This is a genomic window from Solidesulfovibrio alcoholivorans DSM 5433 (assembly GCF_000702665.1).
Classification (GTDB): Bacteria; Desulfobacterota; Desulfovibrionia; order Desulfovibrionales; family Desulfovibrionaceae; genus Solidesulfovibrio; species Solidesulfovibrio alcoholivorans.
Genome location: NZ_JNJA01000004.1, coordinates 400,171 through 419,612 on the forward strand (window position 1 = coordinate 400,171; position 19,442 = coordinate 419,612).

Below are 19,442 nucleotides of genomic sequence, written 5' to 3' on the forward strand. Positions count from 1 at the left end.
GCCGAACAGGTCAAGGTGCCCCCTTTCATTTCCTGGGCAAAGCCGCCTCCATTTCCGGCGCAGGCGCTAGGCCCAGGGCCGTGCAGACCGTGGCGGCGAACCGTGTTTGCGCCACCCCCTGCGCGGGAGCGGCCAGGGGCAGATTTGAAAAAAGCGCTCCCGGCACGAACGCCGCATCCACGCAATGGTCCCCGGACCACTTCTGCCGATTGTCGCTGAACACCTCCCCGCCCGCGCCGCCGATGGCCGAGGTCCAGGCCACGCGGTACGGCGGACGCAGCCCCAGCACGAGGTCCGGCGCCTGCGCCAGGCGCGGTCCGTCGTAAAGCGATGCCTTGTCGTGCACGGCGGCGACGGCGGACTTGCCGGCGTCGTCGAGCGTAAGCAGGCGGGCGGCGATTTCCGCACCGAGCTCCCGCGCCTCCCCGCCGTCCGCCACGATACCCTGCGGTTCGCGGCCGGCGATGTTCAGATAGATGGAGCCGAATCCCAGGGCGTAGGCCCGGGTGGCCGACCAGTCCACGTGCTTGAAGAGTTCCCCGGCATCGGCCGGGTCGTGGGGCTTGAGCGTCAGGTAGCCGGCCTGGGCCAGCCAGGCGTTGACGTTGACGGAGCGCGTGTACGAGCAAAACCCGTGGTCGGAGCAGACGAAAAGGGCCGTGTCGTCCCCGGCCGCATCGAGGGCCGCGCCCACCGCCGCGTCCATGCGCGCCATATGATCCTCGATGACCGGCCCCAGGCGCTTGGCCGCGTCCGCGTCGTAGAGCGGGTGCGACGGGTCGTGGAAGCGCCAGAAGCAGTGCTGGATGCGGTCCGAGGTGTCGAAGACGACCGCGAGCAACCCTTCCTTGAAGCGCCCCAGTTCGTAGGCGAGCATGGCTTCCCGCTCCCGGGTCACGTCGTCGCAGAAAGACAGGAAGGCCTCGTCCGTGACCGCGCCGTCGGTGAGGCCCTTGGTTTCCTCGGGCATGCCGAGGGTGCTGTAAGGGCCGCCCAAAGCCTGGGCCAGTTCGGCGGCATAGCCGGCCGGGGCGGCGATGGGCAGATTGGGGGATTCGGGATCGACCTGGATGGGACCGCAGTAGAGGGAAAGCGGTTCGAGACGTTGCAGGAAAAGGCGCGTGACGCCCGTCACGACGCGGCCGTCGCCGCAGGCGAAGCGCAGGCGCAGATAGGGCGACCAGCCGTCGGGGGCGATGCTGCCCGCCGCTTCCTCGCAGGCATATTCGAGCAGCCCGTGGCGGCGCGTCAGCGCGAGGCGGCATACGGCCGGGGCGCGCTTGCCGGCGACCAGGGCGATGGGGCCTTCCACGGCAAGGACCGCACGGCCGTCGGCGAAGCGGACTGCCTCGACCTTGCCGCGCCCCCCGCTTGCGCCCTGGGACCCTTCCTCATAGCGGACGTAGTTGCCGAGGCGGCCTTTCACATCCGGCGCGCCGAGCCCGGAGAGCACGTTCGCGCCGGGAAAGGCCGGCGGATAGGTCACGGGCCAGCGTACGGCCGCAACCGGCATGCCGGCGCGCACGGCGACGTCGAAAAGGGTGGTTGCGTCATAGGCCGGCGCGGGCGGCTCCAGGGGACCGGCAGCGCCGGGCCGCGTCAGGGAGAGCCGGGGCAGGTAGGAACCCGGGTCGCGCACGATGAAGTCATAGACGCCGTGCCGCCCGGGGTTGGCTCCGGTTGCGAGGCAGGTCCAGGCCACGGGGCTTTGGGCGGGGTTGGCGGTGTGCAGCGGCGTGAAGAGGCCGGTCGCGGCCAGCCGGCGCAAATGGGGCAGCCGGCCCTTGGCCATCATTTCCCGGCACAGGCCCGGGTCCAGGCCGTCGATGCCGAGCACGACGGCCTTGCGCAGGGATTTATGCGGAGTCATGGAATACGCGGTCCATCGGGTTTGGGTGTTTCGGACACGGTTCTAGTCGTGACCGGTGCTTAGCATGAAAATGGTTTCCTGCCCAGGCCGGAGACGCTTTGGGCGGCTCCCCACGGGAAACTCGAAAGAAGCAACAAATCCTTCAGGATTTTCCGTGGGGAAGGGACGAAATATGCGCTTCCCCGGAGAAAGGCCATGAAGGACAGGGACCTGAATTCGCGGATTCTGGGGTTGAGCGAATAGTGGTTTCTTGCCGATATCGGCCGCGTGGATATCCATGCCGAGCACGCCGCAGGCAACCTGGTGGCGCACTCCGATCTGTGGCCGCGAACTGGCTTGCCAGAAAGGGGCCGCGCCTCGGGTGTGGCGTCAGTTCGACGCCAGCCAGTTCAGGATCTTTCTCTTTGCCCGGGTCCCGCGTGCGGGAACCGGAACCGGGAGCACTTCAAGACAGCCATTTGCTTCTTCCGCGGCGGCCTGGATTTTTTATCCCAGGCATGCCTGGACGCGGTCACTCCCGGAAAACACGGAAGGGGTTGCCCGAAAGCGGGCAACCCCTTTTTTCTGCAGCAGCCCCGGTTGGGGGACAGCGTCAGGCCATCAGGCACTCGTCCTGCCTATTCCCCTTCCCCCCAGACTTTCGCGCTGCGGGCGATCTTCTTGCGGATGTTCTTCCATTCCCCGTCCACGTTGAACATGGACTCCGGCAGGGCGGCCAGCATTTTCCTGTAAAGGCTCAAAGGCACCGTGAAGGTCAGCTCATCGGGCTTCATGCACTTTCTGGCCGAGGGATCGAAGCCGCCGAGGACGGCTTTCTCCATTCCTTGTTGCTGGTAATACAGAGGCCAGGCGAGCATGTTGGTGCACCCCGCGCCAAAGGGGGAGGCCATGCAGTCCACGTCGCCCGTGGTGAAAACAGTTTGCATGAACAGGCCGGTCAAGACTTCTGGCCGGGCGAAGAAGATGACGAACTCCGGCTCCTGATCGTTTATGAATTGGGACAACGGCTTGAAGATGCAGTACTTGGCCGGTGCTTGGCGCGGGTCGACCTTTGTGAGGAAGTTGCGCACGCTCTCGCGACCCGGCATATATCTTTCGCCATGAATCGGCGTACCTTTGATGCCCGTACCCACGTAATGCTCGATGAAGGCAAGGGGTGGTTTCATCATGGAGCAGTAGTATGCTCCCCCAATGCAGCCGTATTCTTCCGTGGAGATAAAGGCCGCGCGATGTTGTTTTCTGGCCAGCCAGACATTACACATGACGCAGGAGAAGGTCTTGAAGACTTTCTGCATGTCCAACTTCCCCTGATCCTCCAGTTCGCGCGAAATGGGCTCCCCCACTTTCGGCCCGACAGCTTTCTCCGGCTTGGTATCGTCGTAATACACGCCGAATGGCTCTTCCTTCGTGCCGAGATGTTCCAGAAATATTTTGGTGTCATCAAGAACGGACTGCATGGTCATGTCTTTTCACTCCTTTGCTTGGTCGCCGAAACGGTATGTGCCGCGCAACCGTCGTACAGGAGGGGCGTGGCCCCACCGGGGCGTCCCATGAGGACCGCCCTCCAGAAGCCCGGACCTCCTGCCCGTGTCCGAGCCCTCGCCAACGGCCGGCAGCGCCGCCATGCGGTTCTTGCACTCCGCAGTATGCTTTTTTAGCATCCTCAAAAAATAAATAAACAGCCCAAACAGAAAACTCTAATCCAAAAATGGGCATAATCATGCAAGAGTTTCTGACAGACCTGCCACTCCTCGCAGCGGTCTCCCGGCAGAAAAGTTTCTTCAAGGCTGCTGAAATATTGGGGATGAGCGCTTCGACACTCTCAAGACGCATCAAATTGCTGGAAAAGCGGATGGGGGTGCTGCTCTTTTACAGGGACACACGTAATGTAAAGCTGACAGATACCGGCTCGCTCTTGATACAACGGTGCGAATTCATTCTTAGCGAAACGCAAAAGGCCTATGATTCCGTAGTGACAAACATGAGGGAGCCTTCTGGCTTGGTGCGCGTCTGCATGTTCCGGGATATGTACGAGGATCACATGCGGGGTATGTTGCTCGATTTCGCTGCGCGTTGGCCCGACATCCGGATGGACCTGACCTTTGCGGAGCACTCGGTTGACCTGCGCACCGAGCCCTATGACGTCGCCTTTCTCATCGGGCCTTCCATCGCCCCACCGCTTGTGGCCAGAAAGCTCATGACCATCGAGCCTTTTTTGTACGCGTCCCCCGAGCTATTCAAACATCACGCCATGCCGGTGGAGCCGAAGGATCTGCACCGGCTCCCGTGCATCGTGCTCGAACGTTTCGGACGCCGCTGGCCCATGCACAACGGCAACCGGCAGGTCCTCGTCGACATAGAACCCCAATACACCTTCAGTTCCGTGGAGATGTGCCGCGATTTCGCGCTGGCCGGACATGGCATCGCCCTGCTCCGGGACCTGCTGGCCGTGCCGGATGAGATTGCGGGACGTCTGGTACGGGTACTCCCGCAGTGGAGCGGGGGATTCGAGCATGACGTCTATCTGGTGACAGGGCCCGGCCAACTTCCCCAGAGAGTTCGTCTGTTCGTGGATCACATCCAGGTGAACTACGCTTCGCGCGCATGAAATGAGGAAACCGGCTTTGTCATTATAGACGCAGCAATTCTCACTGCCCAAGGTCCCAGATCGTACGACCCGAGGGGGATCTATAGGAAAGATTTCGGAGTGAGAGGAAAGGGGGCTCTTTCGAGGAGGAGAGTTTCTTGGAAATCTCCAACAATGGCGGAAGCGTATAGGAGTCGAACCTACCTGTGACCTCTCGGCCACACACTGGATTTGAAGTCCAGGCGCCACACCGGTGACGAAACGCTTCCGTCCAAACACTTCTTAATAATTGTTTTTGGCGTTCTGAGCAAGTCGTTCGCGCCGTTGGGCGCAGGTGGCGGGCCGCGCCGGAAGCGGCATTCGCTCCCGGCGCGGCGGCGAGAGGTTGCGTGGCCCTTGCACGACAGCGGCAGGGTGCATACCGGGCAGTCGTCAGGACCTGGGCGATCAAGCGAACCCCCGCGCATCGCGCGCGCTCCCTCGCCTCCCTTCCTTAATGAATGCCGCAGTTGTTGAGAAACGGGGCGTACTTCTTGTCCGTGCCCTTGATATGGTTGACGAGCCAGCTGGAAAGAAAGCTCAGGATATCCATGGACATGGCGCATTTTCCCTTGTTGCAGTCGCTTTCGACCTGCACCACCTTGGCCACGAACTTGTCGTGCTCCGTCTTGTGCGCGGCGTAGTCAGGATAGTTGTTGCCCTTCATATACCGCTCTTCCAGCGCGAAGTGCGTGGCCGCGTACTCCTTCATCTCCTTGACGATGCGCATCAGCACGTTTTCCGTTTTGCCTGATTTCATGGCGTCGTGCAGTTCGTTGACCATGTCCACGAGCTTGTGGTGTTGCTTGTCGATCTCGGCGATGTTCACAGAAAGGCGGTCACTCCATGCAAGCAGACTCATGACAAACCTCCTGGAAATCCGGCTGGTTGTTGCCAACCGGTTAAGTAGGATTAATGAAACTAAAATTATCCTATATGCAATACCACGGCAAGATCCGGTCGCGGCCCGTTTCGTTAACATGCCAACAAGTATAGCCTTGTTTTTTTTAGGAACACAATAATGCCCTGCGGCAAGCGTTGCCGCGCTTCTCTTTCCAGGCGCGGCCCGACCTTCTCTTGACTTCCCGGGCGCTCGTGACGACATTGCCCGAAACAGCCCGAGCGCCCTGCGCCGGACGCCACTTATGCCGCGAGCAGCCATGCCCCGACGGATTCTCTCCTGCCTTCTCCTCCTGGCCCTTCTCGGACCGGGTTCGGCCATGGCCGAAAAAATCCGCAAAAACGTCCTCTATTTCAACTCCTACCAGAACGGCTACCAGTGGTCGGACGAGATATTGGCCGGCATCCGCGACGCGTTTTCCCATTCCGATTTCAACGTGGACCTGCAAATCGAGTACATGGACTCGAAGAAGTTCACCGATCCGGTCCTTCGCGGCATGCTCCACGATTTCTACAAGCTCAAATACCGCAACACCCGCTTCGAAGTCATCCTGGCTTCGGACAATTTCGCCTTCAACTTCCTGCGCGAATACCAGGACGAGCTTTTCCCGAACACGCCCGTGGTCTTTTGCGGCGTCAACGATTTCCATCCGCAGTGGCTCGACGGCCACCCCAACTACACAGGCGTGCTCGAGGAACCCGACATCCGCGAGACCTTGGAACTGGCCCTGCGCTTCCATCCGGATCGTCGTCGCCTCGTCATCTTCGGCGACACCTCGGTCACGGGCGTGGCCATCGGCAACCAGTTGCGCGCCGTGGAGCCCGCCTTCGTGGGCCGCCTGGCGTTCGAGTACCAGGACAACCTGAGCCTGCAGGAAATCCTCGACGCGGTGCATGCCCTGCCGGTGGACGCCATGATCTTCCTGATTCCCTTCTACAAGGATACGCAAAAGGACGTCTATTCCGTCAACGAGGTGCTCGCGGCCATACGGGCCAACTCCGACGTGCCCATCTACAGCGCCTGGCGCTTCATGCTCGGCCACGGTATCGTCGGCGGCAAGATGCACAGCGGATTCGAGGAAGGCCGGCTCGTGGCCGAAATGGCGGACAAGCTCCTGCACGGCGTGCCCCTGTCCGCCCTGCCCGTGGTCACGCGCACCGACGACGCCTATGTCTTCGATTACAAGGAAATGCTGCGGCTCGGGATCACCACGGACAAGCTGCCCTCGAACTTCACGCTCATCAACGAGCCCTACCCCTTCTACCACGTCAACATCGCCGTCTTCTGGACGGTCATCATCAGCGTCATCGTCCTCTGTTACGTTCTGGTCCTGCTCATGACCAACATCCTGCGCCGCCGCCGCGTGGAGGAAACCATCAAGGACCAGCTTTCCTTCATGGAGACGCTTGTCAACACCATCCCCATCCCCCTCTACTTCAAGGACGGGACCGGGGCCTACAAGGGCTGCAACCCGGCTTTTCGCGCCTGGTGCGGCCTAGCCGGCGAATCCACGCCCGCTGAAGCCTGCGCCGGCGTCGGCGCCGCGCCGCTGTCGCGCTTCCTCGACGCCGGCGACAGCCTGCTTTTGCGCGAACCCGGCGTGCGCGTGGGCGAAGCCTCCATCATGACCGCCGACGACGAACCGCGCGCGGTCATCCTGCACCGCGCCGTGTACGAAAGCGCCAAGGGCCAGATCGCCGGCCTCGTCGGCGTGCTCTACGACATCTCCGAACTGCGGCGCGCCTCGGAGCAGCTGCGCGAGGCCGAGGAGAAGTACCGCGGCATCTTCGAGAATTCCGCCCTGGGCATCTTCCGCATGACCCCGGACGGCCAGACCGTGGACGTCAACCCGGCTCTCCTGAACATGCTCGGCGTGCGCGACCTGGCGGAACTGGCGGCGCGGCGCGGCGACCTCGTGGAAGTGCTCTTCTCCGGCGGCGAACGCTTCGAAGCCCTACTCGCCTCGGTCGAGGACGAGGAAGCGACCGTCAAGTTCGAAACCCGGTTCGTGCGCCCGGACGCCAGGATCATCACCGTCAACGTCAACATGCGCCTGGTGGCCGACCCGGGCGGTTACCTGGCCTACGTCGAGGGCGTGGTCGAGGACGTGACCATGCGCCACGAGGCCGAGCGGGCCTTGCGCGAATCCCAGGAAATGCTGCGCCTGGTCCTCGACAACATCCCCCAGCTCGTCTCCTGGAAGGACAAGGCGTTGCGCTACATCGGCGCGAACCGGGCCTTTATCGAATTCTTCGGCTTCGCCGACCTGGAGGACCTGCGGGGGCGCGACGACTACGCGTTGCCGCTGCGCCGCGAGGACATGGATGCCGTGCGGGCCACGGACATCGACGTCATGCGCAACAACCGCACCGTGGCCGGCGAACTGGCCGCGCGCAACGTGCGCGGGGCCGACGTGCTGCTCGAGATCAAAAAAGTCCCCCTGCACGACGACAGGGGCGCGGTGGTCGGCGTGCTCTCCACGGCCGAGGACGTGACCCAGAAGGTGAGTCTCGAGCGCCAGTTGCTCCAGTCGCAGAAGATGGAGGCCATCGGCACCCTGGCCGGCGGCATCGCCCACGACTTCAACAACATTCTCACCTCGATCATCAATTCCGCGGAGCTCGCGCTGATGGACCTGCCGCCCGAGACGACCGTGGACGACGACCTGCGCCGCGTGCTCAAGGCAGGCCTTCGCGGCAGCCGGCTCGTCAAGCAGATTCTCTCCTTCACCCGGCCGTCCCAGGCGGGCTTTGCGGCCATCAATGTGGTGGATGTGGTGAGCGAGGCCACGGGCCTGCTCAAGGCGTCCATGCCGCGCAACATCAAGATCGTGCTGGACCTGCCCGACCATGCCGTCACCTGCCGCGCCGACCCCACGCAGTTGCACCAGATCGTCATGAACCTGTGCACCAACGCCTTCCAGGCCATGCGCGAGTCCGGCGGCATGCTGACGTTGACGTTGGCCGAGGATGATTTGAACGAAACCCTGGCCGGGCAGGTCGGCGTGCGCGCCGGCCGTCACGCGCGCATTTCCATCGCCGATACCGGCCCGGGCATCGCGCCGGAGATTCTGGATAAGATCTTCGACCCCTTCTTCACCACCAAGCAGAAAGGCGAAGGCACAGGGCTCGGGCTTGCCGTTGTGCGCGGCATCGTCAAAAGCCACCGCGGCGCGGTGCGCGTTGCCAGCCAGCCCGGGGCCGGCACGCGCTTCGACGTGTTCCTGCCGCTTCTGGCCGAAGGCGACGCGCCCGCCCTGCCGCCTGTCGCGGCCCCCAACAGGGGGCGCGACCGCATCCTCTTCGTCGAGGACGACGAGGACCAGCTGCTGACCATCCCCCGCGTGCTGGCCCAGCTCGGTCACGAGGTCGCGGCCTTCGGCGGCGGCGCGGCGGCCCTTGCGCGCCTGTCCTCCGATCCCGCCGCCTTCGACGTCTGCATCACCGACTTCGACATGCCCGACATCAACGGCCTGGAGTTGGCCGGCAAGATCGCCGCCCTGGCCCCGAACCTGCCCGTCATCCTCGTCTCGGGCCGCCTGGGCGACATCGAGGACCGCGAGATGGCCGGCAACATCAAGAAAATCGTGCTTAAGCCCTACAACCAGGCGATCATCTCCGCGGCCATCCGCGAGGTGCTCGACGCCAAGCCCCAGACCAAAGCCGCATGAAATCCGTCTGCATCATCGACGACGACCCCGAAGTCCGCGACACCATCGCCAGCCTCACACGCAAGATGCGCCTGACCAGCGACTCCGCCGGCACCCTCGCTGCGGGCCTGGAACTGCTTTCGCGCGAGAATTTCGACGTCCTGTTCCTGGACGTGCGTCTGCCCGACGGCAACGGCCTGGCGTCCCTGCCCGAGATCAAACGCCTGCCCGACGCGCCGGAAGTCATCATCCTCACGGGCATCGGCGACCCGGACGGGGCCGAACTGGCCATCCAGGAGGGGGTGTGGGACTATCTGGTCAAGCCCTCGCCCATCAAGCAGATCATGCTGACGCTCCAGCGTGCCTTGCGCTACCGCGAGGAGCGGCGCTGCGACCGCGCGCCGGTGTCGCTGTCCCTGGCCGGGTGCGTCACGGTGAGCCCGCGCATGCAGCCCTGCCTGGACCAGGTCGCCCATGCCGCGTGCTCGAGCGCCGCCGTGCTGGTCACGGGCGAGACCGGCACGGGCAAGGAGCTTTTCTCGCGCCTCATCCATGCCAACAGCGCCCGCGCAAAAGCCCCCTTCGTCACCGTGGACTGCGCCGCCCTGACCGAATCCCTCGTCGAGAGCACGCTTTTCGGCCACAAGAAAGGGGCCTTCACCGGAGCCACGGCCGACCGGGTGGGGCTTGTGCAACTGGCCAACGGCGGCACGCTGTTCCTGGACGAAGTGGGCGAGATGCCGCTTTCCCTGCAAAAGACCTTCCTGCGCGTGTTGCACGAGAAGACCTTCCGCTCGGTCGGGGCCGTAACCGAGAGCAAGAGCGACTTCCGGCTCATCGCCGCCACCAACCGCAACCTCGAGGCCATGGTCGAGGCCGGCCAGTTCCGGCGCGACCTCTATTTCCGGCTCCAGACCATCACCTTGCGCCTGCCGCCGCTGCGCGAGCGGCCCGAGGACATCAAGCCGCTCACGCTCTCCATCGTCGATGCGCTCTGCTCGGAATACGGCCTGCCGCCCAAGGGTTTCGACGCGGAATTCCTGGCCACCCTGGAGGCCCACGACTGGCCGGGCAACGTGCGCGAGCTGCGCAACGTCCTGGAGCGCGCCTGCCTGGCGTCGGGCCGGGAAAAGACGCTCTACAGCATGCACCTCCCCCAGGACCTGCGCATCAAGGTGGCCAAGTCGAGCCTCGGGCGCGGGCTGGCGTTCCAGGAGCGCGCCTTTCCGGCTCTCGCGCCGCTGGTCGGGGAAGCGCCCGCGCCCGTTGCGGGGCGGCAGACGCTCAAGGATTACAAGGAAACCATGGAGCGCCGCTACCTGGAGGAACTGCTTGCCGCGCACGGCCGCGACGTGGCGGTCATGGTCGAAATCTCGGGTCTGTCGCGGTCGCATTTCTACGCGCTGCTCAAAAAGAACAATCTGGCGATTCCGGACTGACCGCAGCTGGCGAAATCCGCGTTTCCATTTATTTCTCGGACGCATTTTGCGTCCGTGCGCCTCCGACTTTGCGTCTTTTGGAACAATCCATATTTCATCCTTTTCCCCGTGCCATTCCTTGCCTGTTGTGGCATGACGAGCCAGGAATCCCATTCCAGGCCGGATCGGCGTTCGGGGTGTCTGATTTTTCGGAATAAAAAATACTGTCTGAAAAAACAGACAAAGCCAAAGTCACGGAATTACTTTACGAACCCTTATATTTCGCGGTATTAGCTCTTTCGCCGATATCCGAAAAATCGGATGCCGCCTGCCGTTACAGCCAGGAGTGGGATTGCCTGAGCGACAACGCATCGAAGTCTTTCCGCCTTTTTACATCTGGCACGAGGATTGCCTAGGGAGGAAGCGTCGACCCGGCCTTCCTTCTTTTCGGTCGAACGACAACCTTCAAGGAGACGCGAGCATGGCCAAGAAGATGAAAAGCATGGACGGCAATACCGCCACGACCCATATCGCTTATGCCTTAAGCGATACGGCAGCCATCTATCCCATCACCCCCTCGTCCACCATGGGCGAGATCGCGGACGAGTGGGCGGCCAAGGGGCTGAAAAACATCTTCGGCCAGACCGTAACCATCCGCGAAATGCAGTCCGAAGCCGGCGCGGCAGGCGCGGTGCACGGGTCGCTCGCCGCTGGCGCCCTGACCACCACCTTCACCGCCTCCCAGGGCCTGCTGCTGATGATCCCCAACATGTTCAAGATCGCCGGCGAACTCCTGCCGGCCGTCTTCCACGTGTCGGCCCGCGCCGTGGCCACCCACGCCCTGTCGATCTTCGGCGACCACTCCGACGTCATGGCCGCCCGCTCCACCGGCTTCGCCCAGCTCGCCTCGGCCTCGGTCCAGGAGTGCATGGACCTCGCGCTCGTCGCCCACCTCTCGGCCATCGAAGGCAGCGTGCCCTTCGTCCACCTCTTCGACGGCTTCCGCACCTCGCACGAGATCCAGAAGATCGAGGTCATCGACTACGAGGACATCAAGGGCCTGGTCAATTACGAGAAGATCGCCGCCTTCCGCGCCAAGGCCATGAACCCCGAGCACCCCGACCTGCGCGGCACCGCCCAGAATCCGGATATCTTCTTCCAGGGCCGCGAGCGCTCCAATCCCTACTACCAGGTGCTGCCCGGCATCGTCTCGGCCATGATGGACAAGGTCGGCGCGCTGACCGGCCGTCCCTACAAGCTCTTCGACTACGTGGGCGCGCCCGACGCCGACCGCGTCATCGTGTCCATGGGCTCCTCGTGCGAAACCGTCGAGGAAGTGGTTAACTACTTGAACGCCAAGGGCGAGAAGGTTGGCCTGGTCAAGGTGCGCCTGTTCCGTCCGTTCGCCCCGGATGCGCTTTTCAAGGTCATGCCCGCCTCGGCCCAAGTGGTTACCGTGCTCGACCGCACCAAGGAACCCGGCAGCCTCGGCGATCCGCTCTACCAGGACGTGTGCGCGGCGTTCATCGAACGCGGCGGCGCGATCCCCAAGCTCATGAGCGGCCGCTACGGCCTCGGGTCCAAGGAATTCCGCCCCGGCATGGCCAAATCGATCTACGACAACATGGCCGCGGCCGCGCCCAAGCGCCACTTCGTCGTCGGCATCAACGACGACGTGTCCGGTTCCTCCCTGCCCATGGGCGGCCCGCTGCCCACGGTTCCCGAAGGCACCGTGCAGTGCAAGTTCTGGGGCTTCGGCTCCGACGGCACCGTCGGCGCGAACAAGTCGGCGATCAAGATCATCGGCGACAACACCGATCTCTACGCCCAGGGCTACTTCGCCTATGACTCCAAAAAGTCCGGCGGCATCACCGTCTCGCACCTGCGTTTCGGCAAAAAGCCCATCCAGTCCACCTACCTGGTCGACGCTGCGGACTACATCGCCTGCCACAAGCCGAGCTACGTGCACGTCTATGACATCCTGGAAGGCGTGAAGGAAGGCGGCACGTTCGTGCTCAATTCCTCCTGGAACACCGCCGAGGAGTTCGAGGCCAACCTGCCCGGCCATATGCTGCGCACCATCGCGGACAAGAAGCTCAAGGTCTACAACATCGACGCCGTGGCCATCGGCGCCAAGACCGGCCTTGGCGCGCGCATCAACATGGTGATGCAGACCGCCTTCTTCAAGCTGGCCGGCGTGCTGCCCATCGATCAGGCCATCAGCCTGCTCAAGGACTCCATCCAGAAGGCCTACGGCAAGAAGGGCGAGAAGATCGTCAAGATGAACGTCGACGCCGTGGACATGGCCATGGACGGGCTGGTCGAGATCAAGGTGCCGGCCTCCTGGGCCAGCGCCGCCGACGCCGCCGAGGCCGCGCCCAACGAGCCCGAGTACTTCAACAAGGTCATCCGGCCCATCCTGGCCCAGAAAGGCGACGAGCAGCCGGTTTCCGCCTTTGCCGAAAACGGCTCCTTCCCCACCGCCACCTCGCGGTACGAAAAGCGCGGCGTGGCCATCAACATCCCGCACTGGATCAAGGAAAACTGCATCCAGTGCAACCAGTGCTCGTTCGTGTGCCCCCACGCCACCATCCGGCCTTTCCTGGCCGACGAGGCCGAAATGGCCAAGGCTCCGGAGTCCTACGAAACCCTGCCGGCCACGGGTAAGGAGCTCAAGGGCCTTGCCTACCGCATGCAGGTCTTCCCCATGGACTGCATGGGCTGCGGCTCCTGCGCCGACGTCTGCCCGGCCAAGCAGAAGGCGCTCGTCATGAAGCCCCTGGAAGAGGAAATGGCGACCCAGGTGGCCAACAACACCTTCGCCATGACGCTTGCCAACAAGGGCGCTCTGGTCAAGCGCGAGAACCTCAAGGGCAGCCAGTTCTACCAGCCGCTGCTCGAGTTCTCGGGCGCTTGCGCCGGTTGCGGCGAGACCCCGTACGTCAAGCTCCTCACCCAGCTCTTCGGCGAACGCATGATGGTGGCCAACGCCACGGGTTGCTCCTCCATTTGGGGCGGCTCCGCGCCCACCTCGCCGTACGCCGTCAACGCCGAGGGCTTCGGTCCGGCCTGGAACAACTCGCTGTTCGAGGACGCGGCCGAGTTCGGCTTCGGCTACAACATGGCCCTCAAGCAGCGCCGCGACAAACTGGCCGACAACGTGCAGGCCGCCCTGGAAGGCTCGCTTTCCGACGCGCTGCGCGCCGCCCTGGCCGGCTGGCTGGCGAACAAGGACGACGCCGCCGGCTCCCGCCAGTACGGCGACCAGATGAAGTCCCTGCTGGACGGCAACGTGCCCGCCCAGGCCGCGATCCTGGCCGACGCCGACATCTTCACCAAGAAGTCCGTGTGGATCTTCGGAGGTGACGGCTGGGCCTACGACATCGGCTACGGCGGCCTCGACCACGTCATCGCCTCGGGCGAGGACGTCAACATCCTGGTCATGGACACCGAGGTCTACTCCAACACCGGCGGCCAGGCCTCCAAGGCCACGCCGCTCGGCGCCATCGCCAAGTTCGCCGCTGCCGGCAAGGTCACCGGGAAAAAGGATCTGGCCCGCATGGCCATGACCTACGGCTACGTCTACGTGGCCTCCATCGCCATGGGCGCGGACAAGAACCAGGCGCTCAAGGCCTTCCTCGAAGCCGAGGCCCACAAAGGCCCCTCCATCGTCATCGCCTACGCCCCCTGCATCAACCAGGGCATCCGCAAGGGCATGGGCAAGTCCATGGAAGAGGCCAAGCTCGCCGTGGAAACCGGCTACTGGCCGCTGTTCCGCTTCAACCCGGACCTCAAGGCCCAGGGCAAGAACCCGCTGACCATCGACTCCAAGGCGCCGGCCGGCGACTTCCAGGGCTTCCTGTCCGGCGAAGTGCGCTACGCCGCCCTGGAGAAGATGCACCCCGAGATGTCGCTGCGCTACCGCACCGAAATGGAAGCGGCCTACAAGAAGCGCTTCAAGGAGCTTGAATACCTGGCCGCCATGCCGGTCTTCGACGGTCCCGCCGGGGCCGGCGCGGCTGGCGCGGCCGACGATCCGGCCTTCTGCGCCACCGCGGAATCCGCCGAACACGCGCGCCCCGAGACCGGCGAGCCTTGCGACGAAGGCCGTTCCGGGAAATAAGCCAAAGCGAGAGGAACCATGGATAACCACCTGTCCCAGAAGTTCGAGGAAATCGTCGGCAAGGAAAACGTCCTGGCCAGCGAGGTGGACCGCCACTCGTACTCCTACGATGCGGCTGTCCTTCCCCCCAAGCTCCCGGCCCTGGCCGTGCGTCCCGAGACGCCCGAGGCTCTGGGACGGGTGGTGAAAACGTGCAACGAACTCGGGCTGCCGCTGACTGTGCGCGGCTCGGGAACCAACCTCTCCGGCGGCACCATCCCCTCTCCGGGGGGGGTGGTCGCCCTGACCGGGGCACTCAACAAGATCATCGAGATCAACGAAGCCGACATGTATGCCGTGGTCCAGACCGGCGTGGTCACGGCCAAGTTCGCGACCGAGGTGGCGAGGCGCGGCCTGTTCTATCCGCCCGATCCGGGCAGCCAGGCCGTGTCCACCATCGGCGGCAACGTGGCCGAAAACGCCGGGGGCCTGCGCGGCCTCAAGTACGGGGTCACCAAGGACTACGTCATGGGCCTCTCCCTCTATGACGTGGACGGGGAACTCGTCAAAACCGGCTCGCGCACCGTCAAGTGCGTGACCGGCATGAACCTGCACGGGCTCATGGTCGGGTCCGAAGGCACGCTCGGGGTGTTCAACGAGATCATCCTCAAGCTCGTGCCGCCGCCCAAGGCCAGCAAGGCCATGATGGCCGTCTTCGACGACCTGGGCAAGGCCTCGGAGACCGTGGCCGCGATCATCGCGGCCAAGATCGTGCCCGCGACCCTCGAGTACATGGACGACTTCACGATCAAGACCGTCGAGGACTTCGCCCATGCGGGCCTGCCCACCGACGCCAAGGCGTTGCTGCTGATCGAAGTGGACGGCCACCCGGCCCAGGTCGAGGAGGAAGCCTCCGAGGTCGAAGCCATCTGCAAACGCGTGGGCGCCACGCGCATCCACGTGGCCACGGACGCGGCCGAACGCAACAAGGTCTGGGAAGCCCGCCGCGCGGCCCTTTCTGCCCTGGCCCGGGTGCGCCCGACCACGGTGCTCGAGGACGCCACGGTGCCGCGCTCCCAGATCCCGGCCATGGTCGGCGCGCTGGAGAAGATCGCGGCCAAGTTCAAGCTGACCATCGGCACCTTCGGCCACGCCGGCGACGGCAACCTGCATCCGACCATCCTCACCGACAAGCGCGACCATGAAGAATGGAAGCGCGTCGAAGCGGCCATCGACGAGATCTTCGACGTGGCCCTCTCCCTTGGCGGCACCCTGTCCGGCGAACACGGCATCGGCACCGCCAAGTCCAAATACATGGCCAAGGAAGTGGGCATGGGCTCCATCCTCTACGCCAGGAAACTGAAAAAAGCCCTGGATCCCAAGGGAATTCTCAATCCCGGCAAGATCACGGGGGAATGATATGAGCGAGATGCGTGAACTGGTCGGCCTGCTCAAGCAGATCGACGACCAGCTTGTGGCCTGCATGCGCTGCGGCATGTGCCAGGCCGTGTGCCCCCTCTACGCGGAAACGGGGCTTGAGGGCCATGTGGCCCGGGGCAAGATCGCCCTGCTCGAATGCCTGGCCGACGAGGTCATCAAGGACCCGGCCGGCGTCAAGGAACGCCTGGACGCGTGCCTGCTGTGCGGCTCGTGCCAGGCCAACTGCCCGAGCGGCGTCAAGGCCCTGGACATCTTCCTCAAGGCCCGCGCCTTCCTTACGGGCTACTACGGCCTGCCGCCGGTCAAGCGGGCGATCTTCCGGGGACTTTTAAAAAATCCCCGACTGTTCGACTCCGTCATGTCCATCGCGGCCAAGTTCCAAGGCATCTTCACCCGTCCGGTCAACGACATGGTGGGCTCGTCGTGCGCCAGGATCTTTTCGAACCTGCTGGAGGGCCGCCATTTCGCGCCCCTGGCCGGTTCCGCCCTGCACGCGACACAGGCCGAGCGCGACACGCCGCGCGGCCCCTCGGGCCTCAAGGCGGCGTTCTTCTACGGCTGCGTGGTGGACAAGATGTTCCCGCGCATCGGCAAGGCCGTCCTCGATGTCTGCGACCATCACGGCGTCGGCGTCTATATGCCCCACGGCCAGGCCTGCTGCGGCATCCCGGCCCTGTCCTCGGGCGATCGCGACACCTTCGAAACCCTGGTCGCCGCGAACATGAAGCTCTTCGGCGACCATGACTTCGACGTGCTGGTCACGCCCTGCGCCACCTGCACCTCGACCATCAAGAAAATATGGCCGCTGATGGCCGAAGGCCTGCCCGAGTCCACCCGGTTCAAGATCCGGGAGCTCGCTAAGAAGGTCAAGGATATCAGCGCCTTTCTGGTCCAGGACGTCAAGGTGGCCCCTGCGGCCGCCGGCGCGGGCGACATCGCGGTCACCTACCACGATCCCTGCCACCTGAAAAAATCCCTGGGTATTTCCGCCGAGCCCAGGGTCTTGCTTGCGGCCAATCCGCGCTACCGCCTCATCGAGATGGAAGGCGCGGATTCGTGCTGCGGTTCCGGCGGAAGCTTCACCTTGCAGCATTACGACCTCTCCAAGCGCATTGGAAAGCGTAAGCGGGACAACATCGTCGCCACGGGTGCCTCCGTCGTGGCCACGAGCTGCCCCGCCTGTATGCTGCAAATCGGGGACATGCTGTCCCAGGCCGGCGACAAGCTGGCCATCCGGCATCCGGTGGAGATCTACGCGGAGACTCTGGCCGGGAAGTAGCCCGGCCGCACCCAAAAAGGCGAGCGAGGTAGCCGAATGAGTTTTAAAGAGAACATCCAGGCGCTATTCGCGCCGAAAACCGTAGCCGTCATCGGCGCCTCCGCGGCGCCGGGAAAGGTCGGCCATACGGTGGTCAAAAACATGCAGGAGGCCGGGTTCAAGGGGACGCTCATCCCCGTGAACCCCAAAGCCGACGAAATCATGGGCCTGCCCGTGACCAAACGCATCGAGGACCTGCCCGTGGGCCTCGACCTGGCCGTCATCGTCGTGCCCGTGGCCGCGGTCGTGCCGTCCATGGAAGCCCTGGCCGCCATCAAGTGCAAGTCCGCCATCATCATCACGGCCGGCTTCAAGGAAGTGGGCAAGGAAGGGGCGGCCCTCGAAAGAAAGCTCATCGAAATCTGCACCGCCCATGACATCGCCATGGTCGGCCCCAACTGCCTGGGCCTTTTAAGCACCCACAACGACAACAACGCGTCGTTCGCCGCCGGCTATCCCAAGCAGGGCTCCATCGCCTTCTTCTCCCAGTCCGGCGCGCTGTGCACGGCCATTCTCGACTGGGCCCTCGGTGAGGAAGTCGGCTTCTCCAAGTTCGTGTCCATGGGCAACATGGCCGTGGTCAACGAAGCCAACATGCTCGAATACCTGCGCACGGACCCCAACACCAAGGTCATCCTCGGCTACATCGAAAACGTCTCCAACGGCGCGGACTTTATCGAGCAGGCCGCCAAGGTCTGCCGGGAAAAGCCCGTCATCATGATCAAGTCCGGCACCACCGCGGCCGGCGCCAAGGCCGCCTCGTCCCACACCGGCGCCATCGCCGGCTCGGACGCGGCCTACACCGCCGCCTTCCGCAAGACCGGCGTCATCCGTGCGGGCGACATGGCCACCCTGTTCGACCTCGCCCTGGCCTTCTCCACCCAGCCCCTGCCCGAAGGGCCGGGCCTTTGCGTGGTGACCAACGCCGGCGGCCCCGGCATCCTGGCCGCCGACGCCACGGAGAAGTCGCCGCTGCTGCACATGGCGCGCCTTAGCAACTCGACCATCGAGCGGCTCAAGGAATTCCTGCCGCCCTACGCTTCGCTGTACAACCCCATCGACGTGGTAGGCGACGCCCCGGCCGAGCGCTACCGCAAGACCCTGGAAGTTGTCATCGACGATCCCCAGGTCAACTCCATCCTGGTGCTGCTGACGCCGACGGCCTCCGCCCAGATCGTCGAAACGGCCGAGGCGATCATCGACATCGCCAAGCTCACGAAGAAGCCCATCTTCGTCAACTACATGGGCGGCATGCGCATCGAGCCCGGCGTGCGGATGCTCGGCGACGCCGGTATCCCCTGCTCCATTTATCCCGAGCCCCTGATCCGCAGCATCGAGACCATGTACCACTACAACCTCTGGCGGCAGACCCCGGCCCAGGAATACCCGGACATCCGACGCAACCGCCAGAAAGCCAGGCTCGTCATCAACGAGGCCCGGGCCAAGGGCGCGACCGAAGTGGTCGAGTTCCAGGCCCAGGAAGTGCTCAGGGCCTACAACCTGCCGACGCCGAACACGGTGCTCGCCCGCTCCTCCGACGAGGCCGTGGCCGGCGCGGAAAAGATCGGCTACCCGGTGGTGCTCAAGATCGCCTCACCGCAGATCTCGCACAAGTCCGACGTGGGCGGCGTCAAGGTCAACCTCGCCGACGCCGAAGCCGTCAAAAACGCCTTCTTCGACATCACGGCCCGTGCGCAGCGCCTGCGCCCCGAAGCCTACATCGCCGGCTGCCTGGTCCAGGAAATGGCGCCCAAGGGCTGCAAGGAAATCATCATCGGCTTCAAGCGCGACGAGCAGTTCGGGCCGCTTCTGATGTTCGGCCTCGGCGGCATCTACGTGGAGATCCTCAAGGACATCGCCTTCCGCCTCGCGCCGCTCGGGCGCGACGACGCGAAAAACATCATCCGCGAGATCAAGTCCTACATGCTGCTCAAGGGCGTGCGCGGCGAGCCTCCGGTCAACTTCCAGGCCATCGAAGACATCCTGCTCACCATGTCCGAACTCGCGCTGGATTTCCCGGAAATCCAGGAAGCGGAGTTCAACCCCGTGCTCGTCAATGCCGAGAAGGCCGTGGTGGCCGACGTGCGCATCACTTTGAGCGCCCAATAAGAACACCAG

Annotated in this window: 10 protein-coding genes and 1 tRNA gene; 7 read left to right on the forward strand and 4 right to left on the reverse strand. The window is 64.0% G+C overall.

Translation table 11 applies throughout. The features are described 5' to 3' along the window. Positions 1–25: 25 nt before the first annotated feature. Both Q368_RS0110365 and Q368_RS0110370 read right to left on the reverse strand, forming a co-directional pair. Positions 26–1,870: an alkaline phosphatase family protein gene (locus Q368_RS0110365; protein ID WP_029458999.1), complete on the reverse strand. Its 1,845-nt coding sequence runs from the start codon at positions 1,868–1,870 to the stop codon at positions 26–28. 617 nt (positions 1,871–2,487) lie between these two features. Further along, positions 2,488–3,333, reverse strand: coding sequence for a DUF169 domain-containing protein (locus Q368_RS0110370; protein WP_029459000.1), 846 nt, complete (start codon positions 3,331–3,333; stop codon positions 2,488–2,490). A 257-nt stretch (positions 3,334–3,590) separates the two neighbouring features. Between Q368_RS0110370 and Q368_RS0110375 the strand changes: the two genes are divergently transcribed. After that, positions 3,591–4,478: a LysR family transcriptional regulator gene (locus Q368_RS0110375; RefSeq protein ID WP_029459001.1), complete on the forward strand. Its 888-nt coding sequence runs from the start codon at positions 3,591–3,593 to the stop codon at positions 4,476–4,478. Positions 4,479–4,632: 154 nt separating this feature from the next. Here Q368_RS0110375 and Q368_RS0110380 read toward each other — a convergent pair. Then, positions 4,633–4,726, reverse strand: a tRNA-Sec gene (locus Q368_RS0110380). A gap of 224 nt (positions 4,727–4,950) precedes the next feature. Further along, a complete protein-coding gene (locus tag Q368_RS0110385) occupies positions 4,951–5,358 on the reverse strand; it encodes a bacteriohemerythrin (RefSeq protein WP_029459002.1) in 408 nt (135 codons plus the stop codon). A 298-nt stretch (positions 5,359–5,656) separates the two neighbouring features. Between Q368_RS0110385 and Q368_RS0110390 the strand changes: the two genes are divergently transcribed. The 6 genes from Q368_RS0110390 to Q368_RS0110415 all read left to right on the forward strand — a co-directional run bounded on the left by Q368_RS0110390 (position 5,657) and on the right by Q368_RS0110415 (position 19,433). Further along, on the forward strand, positions 5,657–9,067 hold the full coding sequence (locus tag Q368_RS0110390) for an ATP-binding protein (protein WP_029459003.1): 3,411 nt from the start codon (positions 5,657–5,659) through the stop codon (positions 9,065–9,067). Continuing rightward, a complete protein-coding gene (locus Q368_RS0110395) occupies positions 9,064–10,485 on the forward strand; it encodes a sigma-54-dependent transcriptional regulator (RefSeq protein ID WP_029459004.1) in 1,422 nt (473 codons plus the stop codon). Before Q368_RS0110390 ends, Q368_RS0110395 begins: the two co-directional genes overlap by 4 nt. A gap of 460 nt (positions 10,486–10,945) precedes the next feature. After that, a complete protein-coding gene (gene nifJ / locus Q368_RS0110400) occupies positions 10,946–14,587 on the forward strand; it encodes a pyruvate:ferredoxin (flavodoxin) oxidoreductase (RefSeq protein WP_029459005.1) in 3,642 nt (1,213 codons plus the stop codon). A gap of 18 nt (positions 14,588–14,605) precedes the next feature. Further along, positions 14,606–15,985: an FAD-binding oxidoreductase gene (locus Q368_RS0110405; RefSeq protein ID WP_029459006.1), complete on the forward strand. Its 1,380-nt coding sequence runs from the start codon at positions 14,606–14,608 to the stop codon at positions 15,983–15,985. A 1-nt stretch (position 15,986) separates the two neighbouring features. Then, complete coding sequence (locus Q368_RS0110410; protein ID WP_029459007.1) at positions 15,987–17,285, forward strand: (Fe-S)-binding protein; 1,299 nt, start codon at positions 15,987–15,989, stop codon at positions 17,283–17,285. 36 nt (positions 17,286–17,321) lie between these two features. Next, on the forward strand, positions 17,322–19,433 hold the full coding sequence (locus Q368_RS0110415) for an acetate--CoA ligase family protein (RefSeq protein ID WP_029459008.1): 2,112 nt from the start codon (positions 17,322–17,324) through the stop codon (positions 19,431–19,433). The last annotated feature ends 9 nt before the right edge of the window (positions 19,434–19,442 follow it).